The 14,022-nt window shown below is 72.5% G+C and carries 16 protein-coding genes; 11 read left to right on the top strand and 5 right to left on the bottom strand.

The window, feature by feature from the left end; genetic code table 11:
- Positions 1-861, bottom strand: coding sequence for a class I SAM-dependent methyltransferase (locus tag ABZ386_RS04535; protein ID WP_351331711.1), 861 nt, complete (start codon positions 859-861; stop codon positions 1-3).
- Between the two features lie 313 nt (positions 862-1,174).
- On the opposite strand from ABZ386_RS04535, the gene rpsA reads away from it, so the two are divergent.
- The 4 genes from rpsA to ABZ386_RS04555 all read left to right on the top strand — a co-directional run bounded on the left by rpsA (position 1,175) and on the right by ABZ386_RS04555 (position 5,019).
- Positions 1,175-2,668 (top strand): 30S ribosomal protein S1, encoded by a 1,494-nt coding sequence (gene rpsA / locus ABZ386_RS04540; protein WP_114251453.1) that lies wholly within the window; start codon positions 1,175-1,177, stop codon positions 2,666-2,668.
- Positions 2,669-2,892: 224 nt separating this feature from the next.
- A complete protein-coding gene (locus ABZ386_RS04545; protein WP_351331709.1) occupies positions 2,893-3,831 on the top strand; it encodes a PAC2 family protein in 939 nt (312 codons plus the stop codon).
- 136 nt (positions 3,832-3,967) lie between these two features.
- Positions 3,968-4,588, top strand: coding sequence for a dephospho-CoA kinase (gene coaE / locus ABZ386_RS04550; RefSeq protein ID WP_356668903.1), 621 nt, complete (start codon positions 3,968-3,970; stop codon positions 4,586-4,588).
- Positions 4,589-4,638: 50 nt separating this feature from the next.
- Positions 4,639-5,019 carry a tetratricopeptide repeat protein gene (locus ABZ386_RS04555; protein ID WP_114251450.1) on the top strand — a complete coding sequence of 127 codons (381 nt, stop codon included), beginning with the start codon at positions 4,639-4,641 and terminating at the stop codon, positions 5,017-5,019.
- Positions 5,020-5,086: 67 nt separating this feature from the next.
- Here ABZ386_RS04555 and ABZ386_RS04560 read toward each other — a convergent pair whose 3' ends face one another.
- Complete coding sequence (locus tag ABZ386_RS04560) at positions 5,087-5,350, bottom strand: DUF6343 family protein (RefSeq protein WP_351331704.1); 264 nt, start codon at positions 5,348-5,350, stop codon at positions 5,087-5,089.
- Positions 5,351-5,424: 74 nt separating this feature from the next.
- On the opposite strand from ABZ386_RS04560, the gene ABZ386_RS04565 reads away from it, so the two are divergent.
- From ABZ386_RS04565 to ABZ386_RS04575, 3 genes are all read left to right on the top strand, one after another.
- Positions 5,425-6,390, top strand: a complete 966-nt coding sequence (locus tag ABZ386_RS04565) for an acyltransferase domain-containing protein (protein WP_358963567.1) — start codon at positions 5,425-5,427, stop codon at positions 6,388-6,390.
- A 133-nt stretch (positions 6,391-6,523) separates the two neighbouring features.
- A complete protein-coding gene (locus tag ABZ386_RS04570) occupies positions 6,524-7,213 on the top strand; it encodes a class I SAM-dependent methyltransferase (RefSeq protein WP_358963569.1) in 690 nt (229 codons plus the stop codon).
- Between the two features lie 134 nt (positions 7,214-7,347).
- The gene (locus tag ABZ386_RS04575; RefSeq protein ID WP_358963572.1) at positions 7,348-7,803 is read left to right on the top strand and encodes a DoxX family protein; all 456 of its coding nucleotides are present in this window, start codon (positions 7,348-7,350) and stop codon (positions 7,801-7,803) included.
- A gap of 98 nt (positions 7,804-7,901) precedes the next feature.
- Here ABZ386_RS04575 and ABZ386_RS04580 read toward each other — a convergent pair whose 3' ends face one another.
- A complete protein-coding gene (locus ABZ386_RS04580; protein WP_356668909.1) occupies positions 7,902-8,873 on the bottom strand; it encodes an NAD(P)-dependent alcohol dehydrogenase in 972 nt (323 codons plus the stop codon).
- 104 nt (positions 8,874-8,977) lie between these two features.
- Here ABZ386_RS04580 and ABZ386_RS04585 point away from each other — a divergent pair, with 104 nt between their 5' ends.
- Complete coding sequence (locus ABZ386_RS04585; RefSeq protein ID WP_351331694.1) at positions 8,978-9,652, top strand: helix-turn-helix domain-containing protein; 675 nt, start codon at positions 8,978-8,980, stop codon at positions 9,650-9,652.
- Positions 9,653-9,662: 10 nt separating this feature from the next.
- Here the strand turns inward: ABZ386_RS04585 and ABZ386_RS04590 are convergent, their stop codons facing one another.
- Complete coding sequence (locus tag ABZ386_RS04590) at positions 9,663-10,367, bottom strand: RNA-binding S4 domain-containing protein (protein WP_358963574.1); 705 nt, start codon at positions 10,365-10,367, stop codon at positions 9,663-9,665.
- Positions 10,368-10,493: 126 nt separating this feature from the next.
- Between ABZ386_RS04590 and ABZ386_RS04595 the strand changes: the two genes are divergently transcribed.
- The 3 genes from ABZ386_RS04595 to ABZ386_RS04605 are packed head-to-tail and all read left to right on the top strand — an operon-like array spanning position 10,494 to position 13,266.
- Complete coding sequence (locus ABZ386_RS04595; RefSeq protein ID WP_356501356.1) at positions 10,494-11,210, top strand: helix-turn-helix domain-containing protein; 717 nt, start codon at positions 10,494-10,496, stop codon at positions 11,208-11,210.
- Positions 11,207-12,556, top strand: a complete 1,350-nt coding sequence (locus tag ABZ386_RS04600) for an MFS transporter (protein ID WP_358963577.1) — start codon at positions 11,207-11,209, stop codon at positions 12,554-12,556. The genes ABZ386_RS04595 and ABZ386_RS04600 overlap by 4 nt, the downstream gene beginning before the upstream one ends.
- Positions 12,556-13,266, top strand: a complete 711-nt coding sequence (locus ABZ386_RS04605) for a uracil-DNA glycosylase (RefSeq protein ID WP_351331686.1) — start codon at positions 12,556-12,558, stop codon at positions 13,264-13,266. Before ABZ386_RS04600 ends, ABZ386_RS04605 begins: the two co-directional genes overlap by 1 nt.
- Here ABZ386_RS04605 and ABZ386_RS04610 read toward each other — a convergent pair.
- Positions 13,263-13,925 carry a GntR family transcriptional regulator gene (locus ABZ386_RS04610; RefSeq protein ID WP_351331684.1) on the bottom strand — a complete coding sequence of 221 codons (663 nt, stop codon included), beginning with the start codon at positions 13,923-13,925 and terminating at the stop codon, positions 13,263-13,265. The two genes, ABZ386_RS04605 and ABZ386_RS04610, sit on opposite strands and share 4 nt — an antisense overlap.
- Between the last annotated feature and the right edge of the window lie 97 nt (positions 13,926-14,022).

Below are 14,022 nucleotides of genomic sequence, written 5' to 3' on the forward strand. Positions count from 1 at the left end.
TCAGTCTCGTACGCACACGAAGATCGCCGTGCCCGGGATCAGGTTCCCGCGCAGCGGCGACCAGCCGCCCCACTCGGACGTGTTCCAGGCCGGCCACTCCGGCTCCACCAGGTCCACCAGCCGGAAGCCCGACGCCACGACGTCCCGGACCCGGTCGCCGATCGTGCGGTGGTGCTCCACGTAGACCGCGCGGCCCTCCTCGTCCTGCTCGACGTAGGGCGTGCGGTCGAAGTACGAGCCCGACACCGACAGCCCCTCGGGGCCCGGTTCGTCCGGGAACGCCCAGCGGATCGGATGCGTCACCGAGAAGACGAGACGGCCCCCGGGCCGCAGCACCCGGCGCACCTCGCGCAGCACCTGGCGCGGGTCGGCGACGAAGGGCAGCGCCCCGTACGCCGAGCAGGCCAGGTCGAAGGAGCCGTCGGCGAAGGGCAGCGCACCGGCGTCGGCGCACACCAGGGGGAACGTTCCGCCGATCCGCAGCGCGTGCTGCAACTGCCGGTGCGAGATGTCCAGGGCGACCGGGCGGGCACCCTGGGCGGCCAGCCAGCGCGAGCACTGGGCGGCGCCGGCGCCGATCTCCAGCACGTCCCGGCCCTTCAGCTCCTCCGGCGGGCCCAGCAGCTCCGCCTCCACCTCGTCCAGGCCCTCGGGGCCCCACACGAAGCGGTCGTCACCGAGGAACGTGCCGTGCTCGACCTGGTACTCGTCCGCGTTGCGGTCCCACCAGCCGCGGTTGGCGCGGGAACTCTCGGCGACCGAGGCGGCACGCCGGGTGGCCTCGGGCTCGGACGCTTCGGGCTCTTGGATGATCTGCTCCCTCGTCGTACTCTTCCGTCCAGCCGGTCCCGGCGGCGTCACGAAGGGCGTGTCGTAGGGCCCACGTGGCCTCGGACGATATGACTTGTGCCGGGTATGCGGTGTTCCGTCCCGCGTGGGCGGCTTCGCGCATTGACCCTGCCCGGCTGCCCCCGTATGCTACAAGTTGCGCTGCGGGCCTGCGCACCTCAGACGTAGCAGGCTGCGCTCGCATCTGTATGTATGTCCCCTCGGTTGTCGAGGCGCCACCATTTCGTGTGGCGCTTCCTTGGCTGTCCGGCTTCTGCAGAGCGAAACGGGCTCCCGGCGTAGCAGTACCTACGACTTCAATGTCCGTACCGGAGCCCTTTCCCACATGACGAGCAGCACCGAGACCACCGCCACCACCCCGCAGGTAGCGGTCAACGACATCGGTAACGAGGAAGCCTTCCTCGCCGCGATCGACGAGACGATCAAGTACTTCAACGACGGCGACATCGTCGACGGCGTCATCGTGAAGGTCGACCGGGACGAGGTCCTGCTCGACATCGGTTACAAGACCGAAGGTGTGATCCCGAGCCGCGAGCTCTCGATCAAGCACGACGTCGACCCGAACGAGGTCGTCGCCGTCGGTGACGAGATCGAGGCCCTCGTCCTCCAGAAGGAGGACAAGGAAGGCCGCCTGATCCTCTCGAAGAAGCGCGCCCAGTACGAGCGTGCCTGGGGCACCATCGAGAAGATCAAGGAAGAGGACGGGATCGTCACCGGTACCGTCATCGAGGTCGTCAAGGGTGGTCTCATCCTCGACATCGGCCTCCGTGGCTTCCTCCCGGCCTCCCTGGTCGAGATGCGCCGCGTCCGCGACCTCCAGCCCTACGTGGGCAAGGAGCTCGAGGCCAAGATCATCGAGCTGGACAAGAACCGCAACAACGTGGTCCTGTCCCGCCGTGCCTGGCTGGAGCAGACCCAGTCCGAGGTCCGCCAGACGTTCCTCACGACCCTCCAGAAGGGTCAGGTCCGTTCCGGCGTCGTCTCCTCGATCGTCAACTTCGGTGCCTTCGTGGACCTGGGTGGCGTCGACGGTCTGGTCCACGTCTCCGAGCTCTCCTGGAAGCACATCGACCACCCCTCCGAGGTTGTCGAGGTCGGCCAGGAGGTCACCGTCGAGGTCCTCGACGTCGACATGGACCGCGAGCGCGTCTCCCTGTCGCTGAAGGCGACCCAGGAAGACCCGTGGCAGCAGTTCGCCCGCACCCACCAGATCGGCCAGGTCGTGCCCGGCAAGGTCACGAAGCTGGTTCCGTTCGGTGCGTTCGTCCGCGTGGACGAGGGCATCGAGGGTCTGGTCCACATCTCCGAGCTGGCCGAGCGCCACGTGGAGATCCCGGAGCAGGTCGTCCAGGTCAACGACGAGATCTTCGTCAAGGTCATCGACATCGACCTCGAGCGCCGTCGCATCAGCCTCTCGCTGAAGCAGGCCAACGAGTCCTTCGGTGCCGACCCGTCGGCGGTCGAGTTCGACCCGACCCTGTACGGCATGGCCGCGTCCTACGACGACCAGGGCAACTACATCTACCCCGAGGGCTTCGACCCCGAGACCAACGACTGGCTCGAGGGCTACGAGAAGCAGCGCGAGGAGTGGGAGCGCCAGTACGCCGAGGCGCAGCAGCGCTTCGAGCAGCACCAGGCGCAGGTCATCAAGTCCCGCGAGGCGGACGAGAAGGCCGCTGCCGAGGGTGGCGAGGCCGCCGCTCCGGCCGCGTCCGGTGGCGGTTCGTACTCCTCCGAGGGCCCGGACAACTCCGGCGCGCTGGCCTCGGACGAGGCGCTTGCCGCGCTTCGCGAGAAGCTGGCCGGTGGGCAGAGCTGAACGCCCACTGAGCTGTAGCTCCTGACCGAGGGGCCGTACCTTTCGAGGTGCGGCCCCTCAGTCGTGTCGTCGTTCCGGTGCGGGCCGGCGGTGGCTGGCCGCGCAGTTCCCCGCGCCCCTTCAGCTGCGTTGCCCCAGCCGCCAAGATCAACATTCTCGTCCTCCGGGAATGCCCACGCCCGCAAGGTCGTTGTGGAGTATGAACACGAGGAGGAGCGGTCACTGTGCTTGATCCGCAGGGTTTGTACGCATGGGAGCCGAAGGGCCTGGCCGTCGTCGACATGGCGCTGGCGCAGGAGTCGGCCGGCCTTGTCATGCTCTACCACTTCGACGGATACATCGACGCGGGCGAGACCGGCGACCAGATCGTCGACCGGGTGCTCGACTCGCTGCCCCACCAGGTCGTCGCCCGCTTCGACCACGACCGGCTCGTGGACTACCGGGCCCGCCGCCCGCTGCTGACGTTCAAGCGCGACCGCTGGAGCGACTACGAGGACCCCGCCATCGAGGTGCGACTGGTCCAGGACGCCACCGGAGCGCCGTTCCTGCTGCTGTCCGGCCCCGAGCCGGACGTGGAGTGGGAGCGCTTCGCCGCGGCCGTGAAGCAGATCGTGGAGCGGCTCGGCGTCCGCCTGTCCGTGAACTTCCACGGCATCCCCATGGGCGTCCCGCACACCCGGCCGGTCGGCCTCACGCCGCACGGCAACCGCACCGACCTCGTCCCGGGCCACCGCAGCCCGTTCGACGAGGCGCAGGTGCCCGGCAGCGCCGAGTCGCTCATCGAGTACCGCCTGCTCCAGGCAGGGCACGACGTGCTGGGCGTCGCCGCCCACGTACCGCACTACATCGCCCGCTCCCCGTACCCGGACGCGGCCCTGACGGTCCTGGAGGCCATCACGGCGGCGACCGGGCTGGTGCTGCCGGGCATCGCCCACGCCCTGCGCTCGGACGCCCACCGCACCCAGACGGAGATCGACCGGCAGATCCGCGAGGGCGACGAGGACCTCACCGCCCTCGTCGAGGGCCTGGAGCACCAGTACGACGCCGTGGCCGGCGCCGAAACCCGCGGCAACATGCTCGCCGAGCCGGTGGACATCCCGTCGGCGGACGAGATCGGCCGTGAGTTCGAGAAGTTTCTGGCGGAGCGTGAGGGCGACAACTGATCGGCTACGCTGCCGGATGACCGCGCCCCATCAGTCTCCGCCGACGCGGAGGTGATCCGGTGGGCCTGACCGGCGGTATCGGAGTCGGCAAGTCGTCCCCGCACGAGCGGGGGTTCGTGAAGAGGGAGGCGCGGTCATGCTGTCCGTGGGCCTGACCGGTGGTATCGGCGCCGGCAAGAGCGAGGTGTCACGGCTGCTCGTCGAATGCGGTGCCGTGCTGATCGACGCGGACCGCATCGCCCGGGAGGTCGTCGCGCCCGGGACCCCCGGGCTCAAGGCGGTCGTCGAGGCCTTCGGCGAGGAGATCCTCGCCGAGGACGGCAGCCTGGACCGGCCCAGGCTCGGCTCCATCGTCTTCTCCGACCCGGCCAAGCTCGCCACCCTCAACTCGATCGTGCACCCCCTGGTGGGCGCCCGCTCCCGTGAGCTGGAGGAGGCCGCCGCCGAGGACGCGGTCGTCGTCCACGACGTCCCGCTCCTCACGGAGAACGGCCTGGCGCCGCTCTACGACGTCGTCATCGTCGTCGACGCGAGCCCCGAGACACAGCTCGACCGGCTCCTGACCCGGCGCGGTATGACCGAGGAGGACGCCCGCGCGCGGATGGCCGCCCAGGCGACACGCGAGCAGCGCAGGGAGATCGCGGACATCGTCATCGACAACGACGTGCCGCTGGAGGAGCTGGAGCGCCGCGTGCGGGAGGTGTGGGCCGAGCTGCGGCGCAGGTCCCAGGCGTCCCGGCCGTCCCCTCAGGAATAGCGGCCCCCCGAGGGCGCGTTGAACCCGCGCAGTGAGGGAAGGACTCTGCCGTGCCCGAGACCAGCGGTTCGACCGGACGTACCCCGGAGACGAACGTCATCGACTTCCGCGCCGCCGAGCAACTGCTCGCGGCGCGGGACCCGCGGGGCGCGGTGAAACTGCTCGACTCGGTCATCGCCGCGCACCCGGAGAACACCGCCGCGCGGCTGCTGCGCGCGCGTGCCTTCTTCGCGGCGGCGCAGCTGAGGCCGGCCGAGCTGGAGTTCTCCATCGTGCTGGAACGCGAGCCCGACAACGCGTTCGCGCACTTCGCGCTCGCCCGCACCTATGAGCGGCAGGGCCGCCCCGACCAGGCGAAACGCCACTTTCGGCTGGCGGCCGCGCTGGATCCGAACCCGCAGTTCCTGAAGGCGGCGCGCTTCGAGTCGTGAGCCCGGCCCGGCCCCTCAGGGGCGGTCGTCCCGAGGCTGGTCAGGGCGGCGGTCGTCCGGAGGCCGGTCATGGGCGGTCGTCCGGTGGCCGGTAGGGCGGGATGTCGGGGCCCGGCTGGTAGTGCGGGCCCTGGCGGATGTGCCTGAGGACGACAGCGAGGTCGACCGTCACGACCAGCAGCAGCACGCCGCAGGCGATGGCCCAGCCGGGCCGCCCGGCGAGCGTGAACGCGACCGTCCCGACGAGCGCCCACAGCAGCCCCCACAGGCTCAGCCAGAAGCGCGCCCGCAGGGCACTGCGCGCGGTCCTCGGTTCACTGCCCGTACGCATCGTCCGATCACCACTCCTTCTTGCAACGTACTCTTCCCGGCTAAGGTCCACCAAAGGCCGACAGGGGGAGTCGCATGCTGCCGGACGCCGACGCGTTGCCCGAGGTCCTGCTCGACCTCGCGGTGCCGCACGAGGACATCAACGACCTGGTCGCGCTGCGGCGGACGCTCACCGCGGACGCCGGGGCCGTGCGGCTGCTGGCGGAGTGCGTCGAGGAGCTCGTGCGGGACATCGGGGAGACCGGGGTCGAGGTGCGGCTCGTCGAGCGCCTCGCCGAGGCTCCGGCGGCACTGGGCCCGTACTTCTCCGTGTACGTGTTCGTCGCGGCGTTGCCGCACACGCGCGCGTACCACCGCGAGCGCGGTGTTCCGGCCGATGTCAGCCGCCGCACCCTCGCCGACCTCGGGCGGAACATGGCGTTCCACCGGCGGCAGCACGGCACGGGAGGGGTGCAGGTCCCCCAGTGGCTCACGCACCACTTCCGCGGTGAGCTGTACCAGCTGGGCCGGCTTCAGTTCGAGCGGGCGCGGCTCGGACAGCGCACGGGGCGGGCGATCGCTGCGGCCGGGGTGGAAGGGCACGCCATGGCCGATGGTGCTGCCGACGTGGAAGGGGCGGCCGGGGGCGGCGTGGGGCCGGGGGAGCCGTGCCTGAATCTGCACATCCCGGACTTCCTCGGTCCGCTGTCGCCGGCGGCCTGCGACCGTTCCCTGGCCCTGGCACGGGAGTTCTTCGCCCGCCACTATCCGCGCGAGCGGTACCGGGTCGCGGTGTGCCATTCCTGGCTGCTCGACCCGCAGCTGAAGCGGTATCTCGACCCGGACTCCAACATCGTCCGCTTCCAGCAGCGGTTCGCGACCGCCCGGGACCCCGGCGAGGAGCCGGAGCCGGCGGACACCGAGCCCGTCCGGTTCGTCTTCGGCGACCCGGACCTGCCGGTGGCGAGCCTGCCGAGGCGCACGTCCGTGGAGCGGGCCGTCGGCGACCACCTGCGGGCCGGCGGCCACTGGTACGTGGGGCACGGCTGGTTCCCGCTGTAGTCGCTGAGTTCCGGTCCTGCAGCCCCTTGGCTCCGGCCCTGTGGCCGTCTGCTCGTTCACTCGGTCGGGTGAAGGCGGTCGGGAGGGGAACGGCTGTGCGGGGGCGGGCCGTTGGACGGGCATGGAGCTGAAAATGCGTGAGGGGTACGAGGGGACGGGACCCGGGGCCATCACCCCGGACGGCTGCGCGGTGGAGCTCTACTCACGGCTCCCGGTAGGAGAGGAACCGGGCATCATCGCCGCCGCGGTGCCCGAGGGCGCCCGCATCCTGGAGCTGGGCAGCGGCGTCGGGCGGATGACGCATGGGCTGCTGGAGCGCGGGTTCACGGTCACGGCGGTGGACGAGTCCGCCGACATGCTGGCGCGCGTGCGCGGCGCGCGGACGATATGCAGTCCGATCGAAGAACTGGACCTGGGCGAGACGTTCGACGTGGTGCTGCTCGCGTCGTTCCTCGTGCACGCGGGGGACCCGGAGGTGCGGCGGGCCCTGCTGCACACCTGCGTGCGCCATGTCGCCGAGGGCGGCTGCGTGCTGATCCAGCGGGAGGGCGAGGACTACCACGTGAAGGTGCCGCGCGAGCGGGTAAACCCCAGCGGCTTCACCGTCCGCATCGTCTCGTCGGAGCCGGTCGGCGACGGGGTCAACTCGGTCCGCGCGGAGTACCAGTTCCCGGACGCGGTCTGGACGCAGACGTTCCGGACCCGGCCGCTCACCAGGGAACAGTTCGAGGAGGCGCTGGAGGAGGCCGGGTTGAGGGTCGATCGGTATCTGACGGAGGATCGCATATGGGTGAGGGCGGTGCCGACGGCCCGGGCGGCCTAGGCGCACAGGCCCCCGCAGCCGTTCGCGACGGGCAAGCAGTCCGGGAGGAGTCCCCCGGGTGGCGATGAGTTCCAGGGCGAGGGGCGGTCTACCTCTGCGACACCAGCACGGACCGCTTCCCCCAGGAGACCTCCATGTCCGAGACCACCGCCTCCGTCACCGCCGCCCCCTCCGGCCCGGCCGGGGTCGTCATCGCCGAGTCCGCGACCGCCCGCGGGCGGCGTGCCCGGATCGCACTGCGGGGTCTGCAGATCCTGCTCGCCCTCTTCTACGCGGTCGCGAGTGCCCTGCCCAAGCTGATCGGGCACGCCTCGGGTGCCGAGTACTTCGACAAGCTGGGGTGGGGCAGCGTGGGGATGTACACCATCGGAGCGCTCGAACTGGCCGGCGCCGTCGCCCTGTTGATCCCGGTGCTGCAGTCGGTGGCGGCGGTGGCGCTGGGCGCGTTGATGGTGGGCGCGTTCATCGTGCAGACAGCCGTCTTCGACGGGGAGCACGCGGCGACGCCGCTCATTCTGCTCGTGCCGCTGGCCCTCATCGCCTGGGCGCGGCGGGGGCACAACGCCGAGCTGCTGCGGCGAGGGGCATGACCGTACCGCGTGCGACACCGGCGGCGTCCGCTGGTCGCAGTCCTCGACGAGCGGCTGTGACCAGTGGCCGTGAGGCGGCTCTGACCAGTGCGTCGCCGTCAGGGCGAGCCGACCCTGACGACGTACTTGCCGCGCACCCCGCCCGCCTCCAGTGCTCGGTGGGCCGCGGCCGTCTCCTCCAGTGGGAAGACCGTGTCCACCGCCGGCCGCAGCCTCCCCTCCGTCACCCGGCGGGCGAGGTCGTCGAAGAGCGCACGGCCGGGATTGCCGCTGAAGAAGCGCACCCGGCCCCGTCCGTGGACGGCGCTGGCCGCGATGTAGCCCAGCGAGGCGGCGGGCCGCGTCAGGTCGAGGGCGATGGCGACCATGCGTCCGCCCGGCCTCAGCAGCCGCCGGAAGGCACGCAGGTCGGTGCCCGCCGTGTCGAGGACGACGTCGAACAGGCCCAGTTCCGCCGGGGACACGGCCCGGTGGTCGACGGCGTGGTGGGCACCGAGTGCGCGGACGAAGTCGAGGTTGGCGGCGCGAGCCAGGGCCGTGACCTCGGCGCCGTCCGCCTGTCCGAGCTGGACGGCGGCGTTGCCGACCCCGCCCGCCGCGCCCCGTACGAGGAGCCGCTCACCGGGGCGCAGCGCGGCCTTGTCGCGGAGTGCCGTCATGGCGGTGGTGGCCACCGGCAGCGCGGCGGCGGACACGAGGTCGAGTCCGTCCGGGATCCGGCCGAGCCGCTCGGGCCGTATCGTCAGGTACTCGGCGGCACTGCCGAATCCGGAGACCCGGCCCACGACGCCCCACACGCGGTCGCCGACCGCGACGCCGGTGGCGCCGGTGCCGAGCGCGGCGACCTCGCCGGTGAAGTCCAGCCCGATGCGCTGCGGGAAGCTCCGGCCGGTGAGGAGGCGGGCCCGGCCGGAACGGGCCGCCAGATCGCCGCCGTTCACGCTGAACGCCCGGACGCGCACGAGGACCTCGCCGGGTGCCGGCCTCGGGCGCGGTACCCGGCCCACGTACAGCACCTCGGGGCCGCCGAAGCGGTCGAACAGTACGGCTCTCATCGTGCGGTCGTCCATCGTTGTCACCTTCGCTGACGGCGGCCGGGCGGGGGACCCGGGCGCCGAGCGTAGGCTGCCGAGCGGACGAGATCGTCCACTCGAGCCGGAGGTGAGAGACAGTGGTGGGGGAGTCCTCTCGGATCGCGGGTCAGGGCGGGCTGCGGGCGGACGCCCGGCGCAACCGGCGGCGCATCCTCGCGGCCGCCCGTTCGGTCTTCGCCGAGCGTGGCATCGACGCGCCCATGGCGACCGTGGCCCGGCGGGCGGGGGTCGGGGTGGCGACGCTGTACCGGCGCTTCCCGACCAGGGACGCCCTGGTGCGGGCCGCGTTCGCGCAGCAGATGGAGACCTGCGCCGGGGCACTCACCGAGGCGCTGGCCGACCCCGACCCCTGGCGGGGCTTCCAGCGACTGGTCGAGACGGTGTGCGAACTGCAACGGGAGGAACGGGGCTTCCCGGCCGCGTTCGTCGCGGCCTTTCCGGACGCCACACGGGAACACACCCGGGCGCGGGAACAGGCCGAGCGGGACGTCACGACCCTGGTCCGCAGGGCTCAGGCGGCAGGCGCGCTGCGGCCCGACTTCCACCCTTCCGACCTCGCCGTGGCCCTGCTGTCCCACTGCGCTCTGGTCACCGCGCTGCCGGACGACCGCGCGGCGTCCCGGCGGCTGGTGGCCTACTTGCTCCAGTCGTTCCGCGCCGATGCGGCTCACGGTGCGCTGCCGGCACCGAGCGCGCTGTCGCTGCGCAGTCTCCCGCTCGCGGCGGACGCCTCCCCGGGCCGCGATCGGCACTAGCCGGGGCGTGCTAGGGCCGCGGTTTGCCGGAGCCTCTGCCCAAGCCGCCGGGACCGATGCCGCCGGGGCCGGGGCCGGGGCCGATGCCGCTGCCGGGGCCTGCCAGTCCGCGGAGGCGTTCCAGTTCGCGGCGGTCCCGCTTCGTCGGGCGGCCCGCGCCGCGGTCGCGGATGCCGGCGGGGGCGACGGCCTCGCGGGGCGGGGGCGGCGGGGAGTTGTCGATGTAGCACTGGGCGGCCACGGGAGCGCCTACCCGCTTGCGGATCAGCCGCGTCACGACGACGACCCGCTCCCGGCCCTCGTGCCGCAGGCGCACCTCGTCGCCGACGCGCACGGCGTGTGCGGGCTTCACGCGCTCGCCGTTGACGCGCACGTGCCCGCCCCGGCAGGCGGTGGCGCCCAGGGAACGGGTCTTGACGAGGCGTACCGACCAGATCCAGCTGTCGACGCGGACGGTCTCGCCGCGCTGCGGCCCGGCGGCCTCGGCGGCGGCGATCGCGGCGGCGATCTTCGGATCCAAGGCGCTCGGATCCAAGGCGCTCGGATCCAAGGCGCTCGGATCCGAGGCGTTCGGATCCAGGGCCTTCGCATCCGAGGCGTTCGGGTCCAGCGCCCTCGCCTCACCGGCAGTCGACGCGTCAGAGGGCGATGGGACACCGGCCGCCGTGTCGTCGGTCGCGCCCGTCCTGTCGTACTCCGCACCTCGAGAAGCCATGTCCCCGACCTTAGTCCTCCCGGCACCGGGGTCGGACAGGCATTTTCCGGTGCTGCGACCACATCTGCCAAACGAGTTTTGCAAAAATAGTTTTGCCAAGTGACCGGCGCGGCTTACTCTCGCCGCATGGACAGCGACGAGCACCGGCGCGTACTCGACCCCGAGCGCGACACCGCCGCACTCAAGGCCCTCACCCACCCCCTGCGCATCCAGCTGCTCGGGCTGCTGCGGCAGGACGGGCCGGCCACGGCCAGCGAACTCGCCGCGCGGACGGGGGAGTCGTCGGCGTCGACCAGTTACCACCTGCGGGTGCTGGCGAAGTACGCCTTCATCGCGGAGGCCGAGCACCGGGACGGGCGGGAGCGGCGCTGGCGGGCGCTGCACACCGTGACCTCCTGGAGCAACGAGACGATGGAGTCCTCGGCGGCGGGCCGGGCCTTCGTCAGCCTGGCGCGGCGGCGGCAGATCGAGCACCTGGAGTCGGCCCTCGCCCGGCACGAGGCGGACATGGCCGCCGGGCGGTTCGGTCAGGAGTGGGTGGAGCCGTCCGGGATCAGTGACCTGATGCCCCGGCTGACGGCCGGGTCGCTCACCGAACTCTGGGAGACGATCGACCGGAAGCTGGCGGAACTGACCGCCCGGGACGCGGACGACCCGCGCGCCGCACACGTCGTACTCCTCACCGCCGGCCTGCCCCTCGCCCCGCGCGAACGGAACGACAGCACAGGCCAACGGAACGACAGCACGCGCGGACTGAACGACGGCACGCGCGGACGGAACGACGGCACGGGCGCACGGAACGACGGCACTGCGGACGGCGCGGCCCGCGAGGCCACCCCATGACCGACCCCATGACCGACCGCGCGACCGACCGCGTGACCGAGCCGGCCGGGATCCGGACCGCTCGCCGTCGTTACGTCACCGTCTGCGCGCTGCTCTGGCTGCCGCCGGGCCTGGGCCTGGCCTCGATGGTGCTGCTGTTGGGGGAGCGCGGCATGTCCCTGGCCGCCGTCGCGGGGCTCTTCGCGGCCCACTCCCTGACCGTGGCCGCGCTGGAACTGCCCACGGGCGGGCTCTCCGACGTCCTCGGGCGCCGGCCGGTCCTGGCCATGTCCGGTGCGCTCAACGCGGTCGCCTGCGTCCTGGTCGGACTCGGCACCACCGTGTGGGTGCTCACCGCCGGCATGGTGCTGATGGGCGTGGCCCGTGCCCTGGCCAGCGGTACGGCCGAGGCCTGGTACGTCGACACCGTCCATGCCTGTTCCGGCCCCGACGCCGAACTGCGCACAGGTCTGGCCCGGGGCGGCTCCGCGACCTCCGCGGCGCTCGCGGCCGGCCTCCTGCTCGGCGGCGCCCTGCCCTGGCTGCTCGGCCTGGGCCCCGACCTCGGCGCGCAACTGAGCCGGGCGACATCCGGGTCGGTGCTGCCGCTGTCCGTCCCCATGCTGCTGGGAGCCGCGGTCAGGGTGGTCTTCGTCGGCTACGTACTGGCCGCCCTGCGCGAGCCGGCGCGACCGCCCGCCACCCTGCGTTCCGTACTGCGCGGCGTCCCCGTGACGGTCCTGGGCGGGCTGCGGCTGGGCGGACGGGACGCGCTGGTCCGCCGGGTCCTGCTCACCGCCGCGGCCGTCGGCAGCGCCCTGGCCACCATCGAACTGCTCATACCGGGCCGTACCGTGGCGCTCACCGGGGCGACCGACTCCGGGGCGATGGTCTACGCCGCACTCGCCTGCGGGGGCTTCGTCTGCCTCGGCGTCGGCAGCCACCTCGCACCCCTCACCGCCCGGGTCGCGGGCGGCGGCGAGCGGGCCGTGCTGGTCTCCCTCGTGGCCGGGGCGAGCGGGCTGCTGCTGCTCGGCGTCACCGCCTCCGGCACGCACCCGGTGACCACGGCCCTCGCGTTCGCCGGCTTCGGCCTGGTCTACCTCGGTATCGGTGCGGCGGGCCCGAACGAGAACGACCTGCTGCACCGACGCGTCCCCAGCGCGGGCCGCGCCACCGCGCTGTCCGTCCAGTCCCTCGCCCAGCAACTGTTCGGCGCGCTTGTCGGCCTGCTCGTCGGGGCGCTCCGGCCGGGCCCGCTGCCCTGGCTGCTGACGAGCGCCGTGCTGCTGGCCGGAGCCCTGCTCTGGCGCGGTCGCGCCGGGGCACGGACGACCGAGTCCGCGCCTGCGCCTACGGTGGAGTGATGGACGCCAGCGGTCTCCCCCTCCTCGACCGGCGCATCGCCGACTGCCGGGCCTGCCCGCGACTGGTCTCCTGGCGCGAGGAGGTGGCCCGGGCCAAGCGGGCCGCCTTCGCGGACTGGACGTACTGGGGCCGGCCGGTGCCCGGCTTCGGTCCGGCGGACGCCCGGCTGCTGATCGTGGGGCTGGCGCCCGCGGCCCACGGCGGCAACCGCACCGGCCGGATGTTCACCGGCGACCGCTCGGGGGACGTGCTGTACGAGGCGCTGTACGACGTCGGCCTCGCCTCCCAGCCCACCGCCGTGCACGCCCACGACGGTCTGGAGCTGTACGGCGTGCGCGTCACCTCGCCCGTGCACTGCGCCCCGCCCGCCAACAAGCCGACCCCCGAGGAGCGGGACACCTGCCGCCCCTGGCTCGTGCAGGAACTGCGGCTGCTGCGCCCGACACTGCGGGCCGTCGTGGTGCTCGGCGGCTTCGGCTGGCAGGCCGCGCTGCCCGCGTTCGCCGAGGCGGGCTGGCCCGTGCCCCGGCCCCGGCCCGCCTTCGCCCACGGGGCCCGCTACCTCCTGGACGACCTGGAGCTCTTCGGCTGCTTCCACGTCAGCCAGCGCAACACCTTCACCGGCCGGCTCACCCCCACGATGCTGCGCGACGTGCTGCGCACGGCGGCGCGGGCGGCGGGGCTCAGCCCTGCCGACGACACCCCCTAGAGGGCCTCGTCCCCGAACAGGTGCCGCACGGTGGAGCGGTAGTTGGTCCGCACGTGCGTCAGCGCGTGCGCGCGGGCCCGGTCCGGGTCGCCCGAGGCGATCGCCTCGTACAGCTCGCGGTGCTCCACCAGGAGCTGGGGCCACTCCTCGTTGCGCCGGGTCATCCAGCGCAGCCGGCCGGCGACCGGTTCCAGGGCCTCGGTCAGCAGGCTGTTGCCGGCCATCGCCACGATGCGGTCGTGCAGGCGGCTGTTGACGTCCGTGATGGTCTCGGCGTCCCCGGCCTCGGTGGCGGCCGCCGCGCGGTCGAGGAGCTCCTGGACCTCGGCCAGGTCCTCGGGGGTCGCACGGGCCGCGGCGAGTCCGGCGGCGTAGACCTCCAGCGCCTCGCGCAGCTCGAACAGTTCCTTGACGTCGGTCGGGGTGAGACGGCGTACGACCGTGCGGCGGGGGGTCTCGAAGTGGACGAAGCCCTCGGCGACGAGCGCCCGGATCGCCTCCCGGACCGGTACGCGCGAGACACCGAAACGCTCCGCCAGCTCGCGTTCGACCAGGCGGTCGCCGGGGAGCAGGCTGCCCGCGATGATCTCCTGGCGCAGTGCGGCCGTGACGCGTTCGCGTACCGCTCCGAGGGGTTCGATCTTCGTCATGGAGCCCATCCTCGCCGACGCGAGATGTCTTTTACGCGGCGTTAACAGGAGCGATATCCGTCAGAACTGTTGACGGCGAACCATGAGCGCTGTTTGGTATACCAAA

It is taken from the genome of Streptomyces sp. NPDC006140, from assembly GCF_040628815.1.
Taxonomy (GTDB): Bacteria; Actinomycetota; Actinomycetes; order Streptomycetales; family Streptomycetaceae; genus Streptomyces.

Bases quoted from the DNA above. Each gene is read 5' to 3' on its own strand.
- rpsA (WP_114251453.1), top strand. From the start codon at position 1,175: ATGACGAGCAGCACCGAGACCACCGCCACCACCCCGCAGGTAGCGGTC.
- coaE (WP_356668903.1), top strand. From the start codon at position 3,968: ATGCTGTCCGTGGGCCTGACCGGTGGTATCGGCGCCGGCAAGAGCGAG.
- ABZ386_RS04560 (WP_351331704.1), bottom strand. From the start codon at position 5,350: ATGCGTACGGGCAGTGAACCGAGGACCGCGCGCAGTGCCCTGCGGGCG.
- ABZ386_RS04565 (WP_358963567.1), top strand. From the start codon at position 5,425: ATGCTGCCGGACGCCGACGCGTTGCCCGAGGTCCTGCTCGACCTCGCG.
- ABZ386_RS04570 (WP_358963569.1), top strand. From the start codon at position 6,524: ATGCGTGAGGGGTACGAGGGGACGGGACCCGGGGCCATCACCCCGGAC.
- ABZ386_RS04575 (WP_358963572.1), top strand. From the start codon at position 7,348: ATGTCCGAGACCACCGCCTCCGTCACCGCCGCCCCCTCCGGCCCGGCC.
- ABZ386_RS04580 (WP_356668909.1), bottom strand. From the start codon at position 8,873: ATGGACGACCGCACGATGAGAGCCGTACTGTTCGACCGCTTCGGCGGC.
- ABZ386_RS04590 (WP_358963574.1), bottom strand. From the start codon at position 10,367: ATGGCTTCTCGAGGTGCGGAGTACGACAGGACGGGCGCGACCGACGAC.
- ABZ386_RS04595 (WP_356501356.1), top strand. From the start codon at position 10,494: ATGGACAGCGACGAGCACCGGCGCGTACTCGACCCCGAGCGCGACACC.
- ABZ386_RS04600 (WP_358963577.1), top strand. From the start codon at position 11,207: ATGACCGACCCCATGACCGACCGCGCGACCGACCGCGTGACCGAGCCG.
- ABZ386_RS04605 (WP_351331686.1), top strand. From the start codon at position 12,556: ATGGACGCCAGCGGTCTCCCCCTCCTCGACCGGCGCATCGCCGACTGC.
- ABZ386_RS04610 (WP_351331684.1), bottom strand. From the start codon at position 13,925: ATGGGCTCCATGACGAAGATCGAACCCCTCGGAGCGGTACGCGAACGC.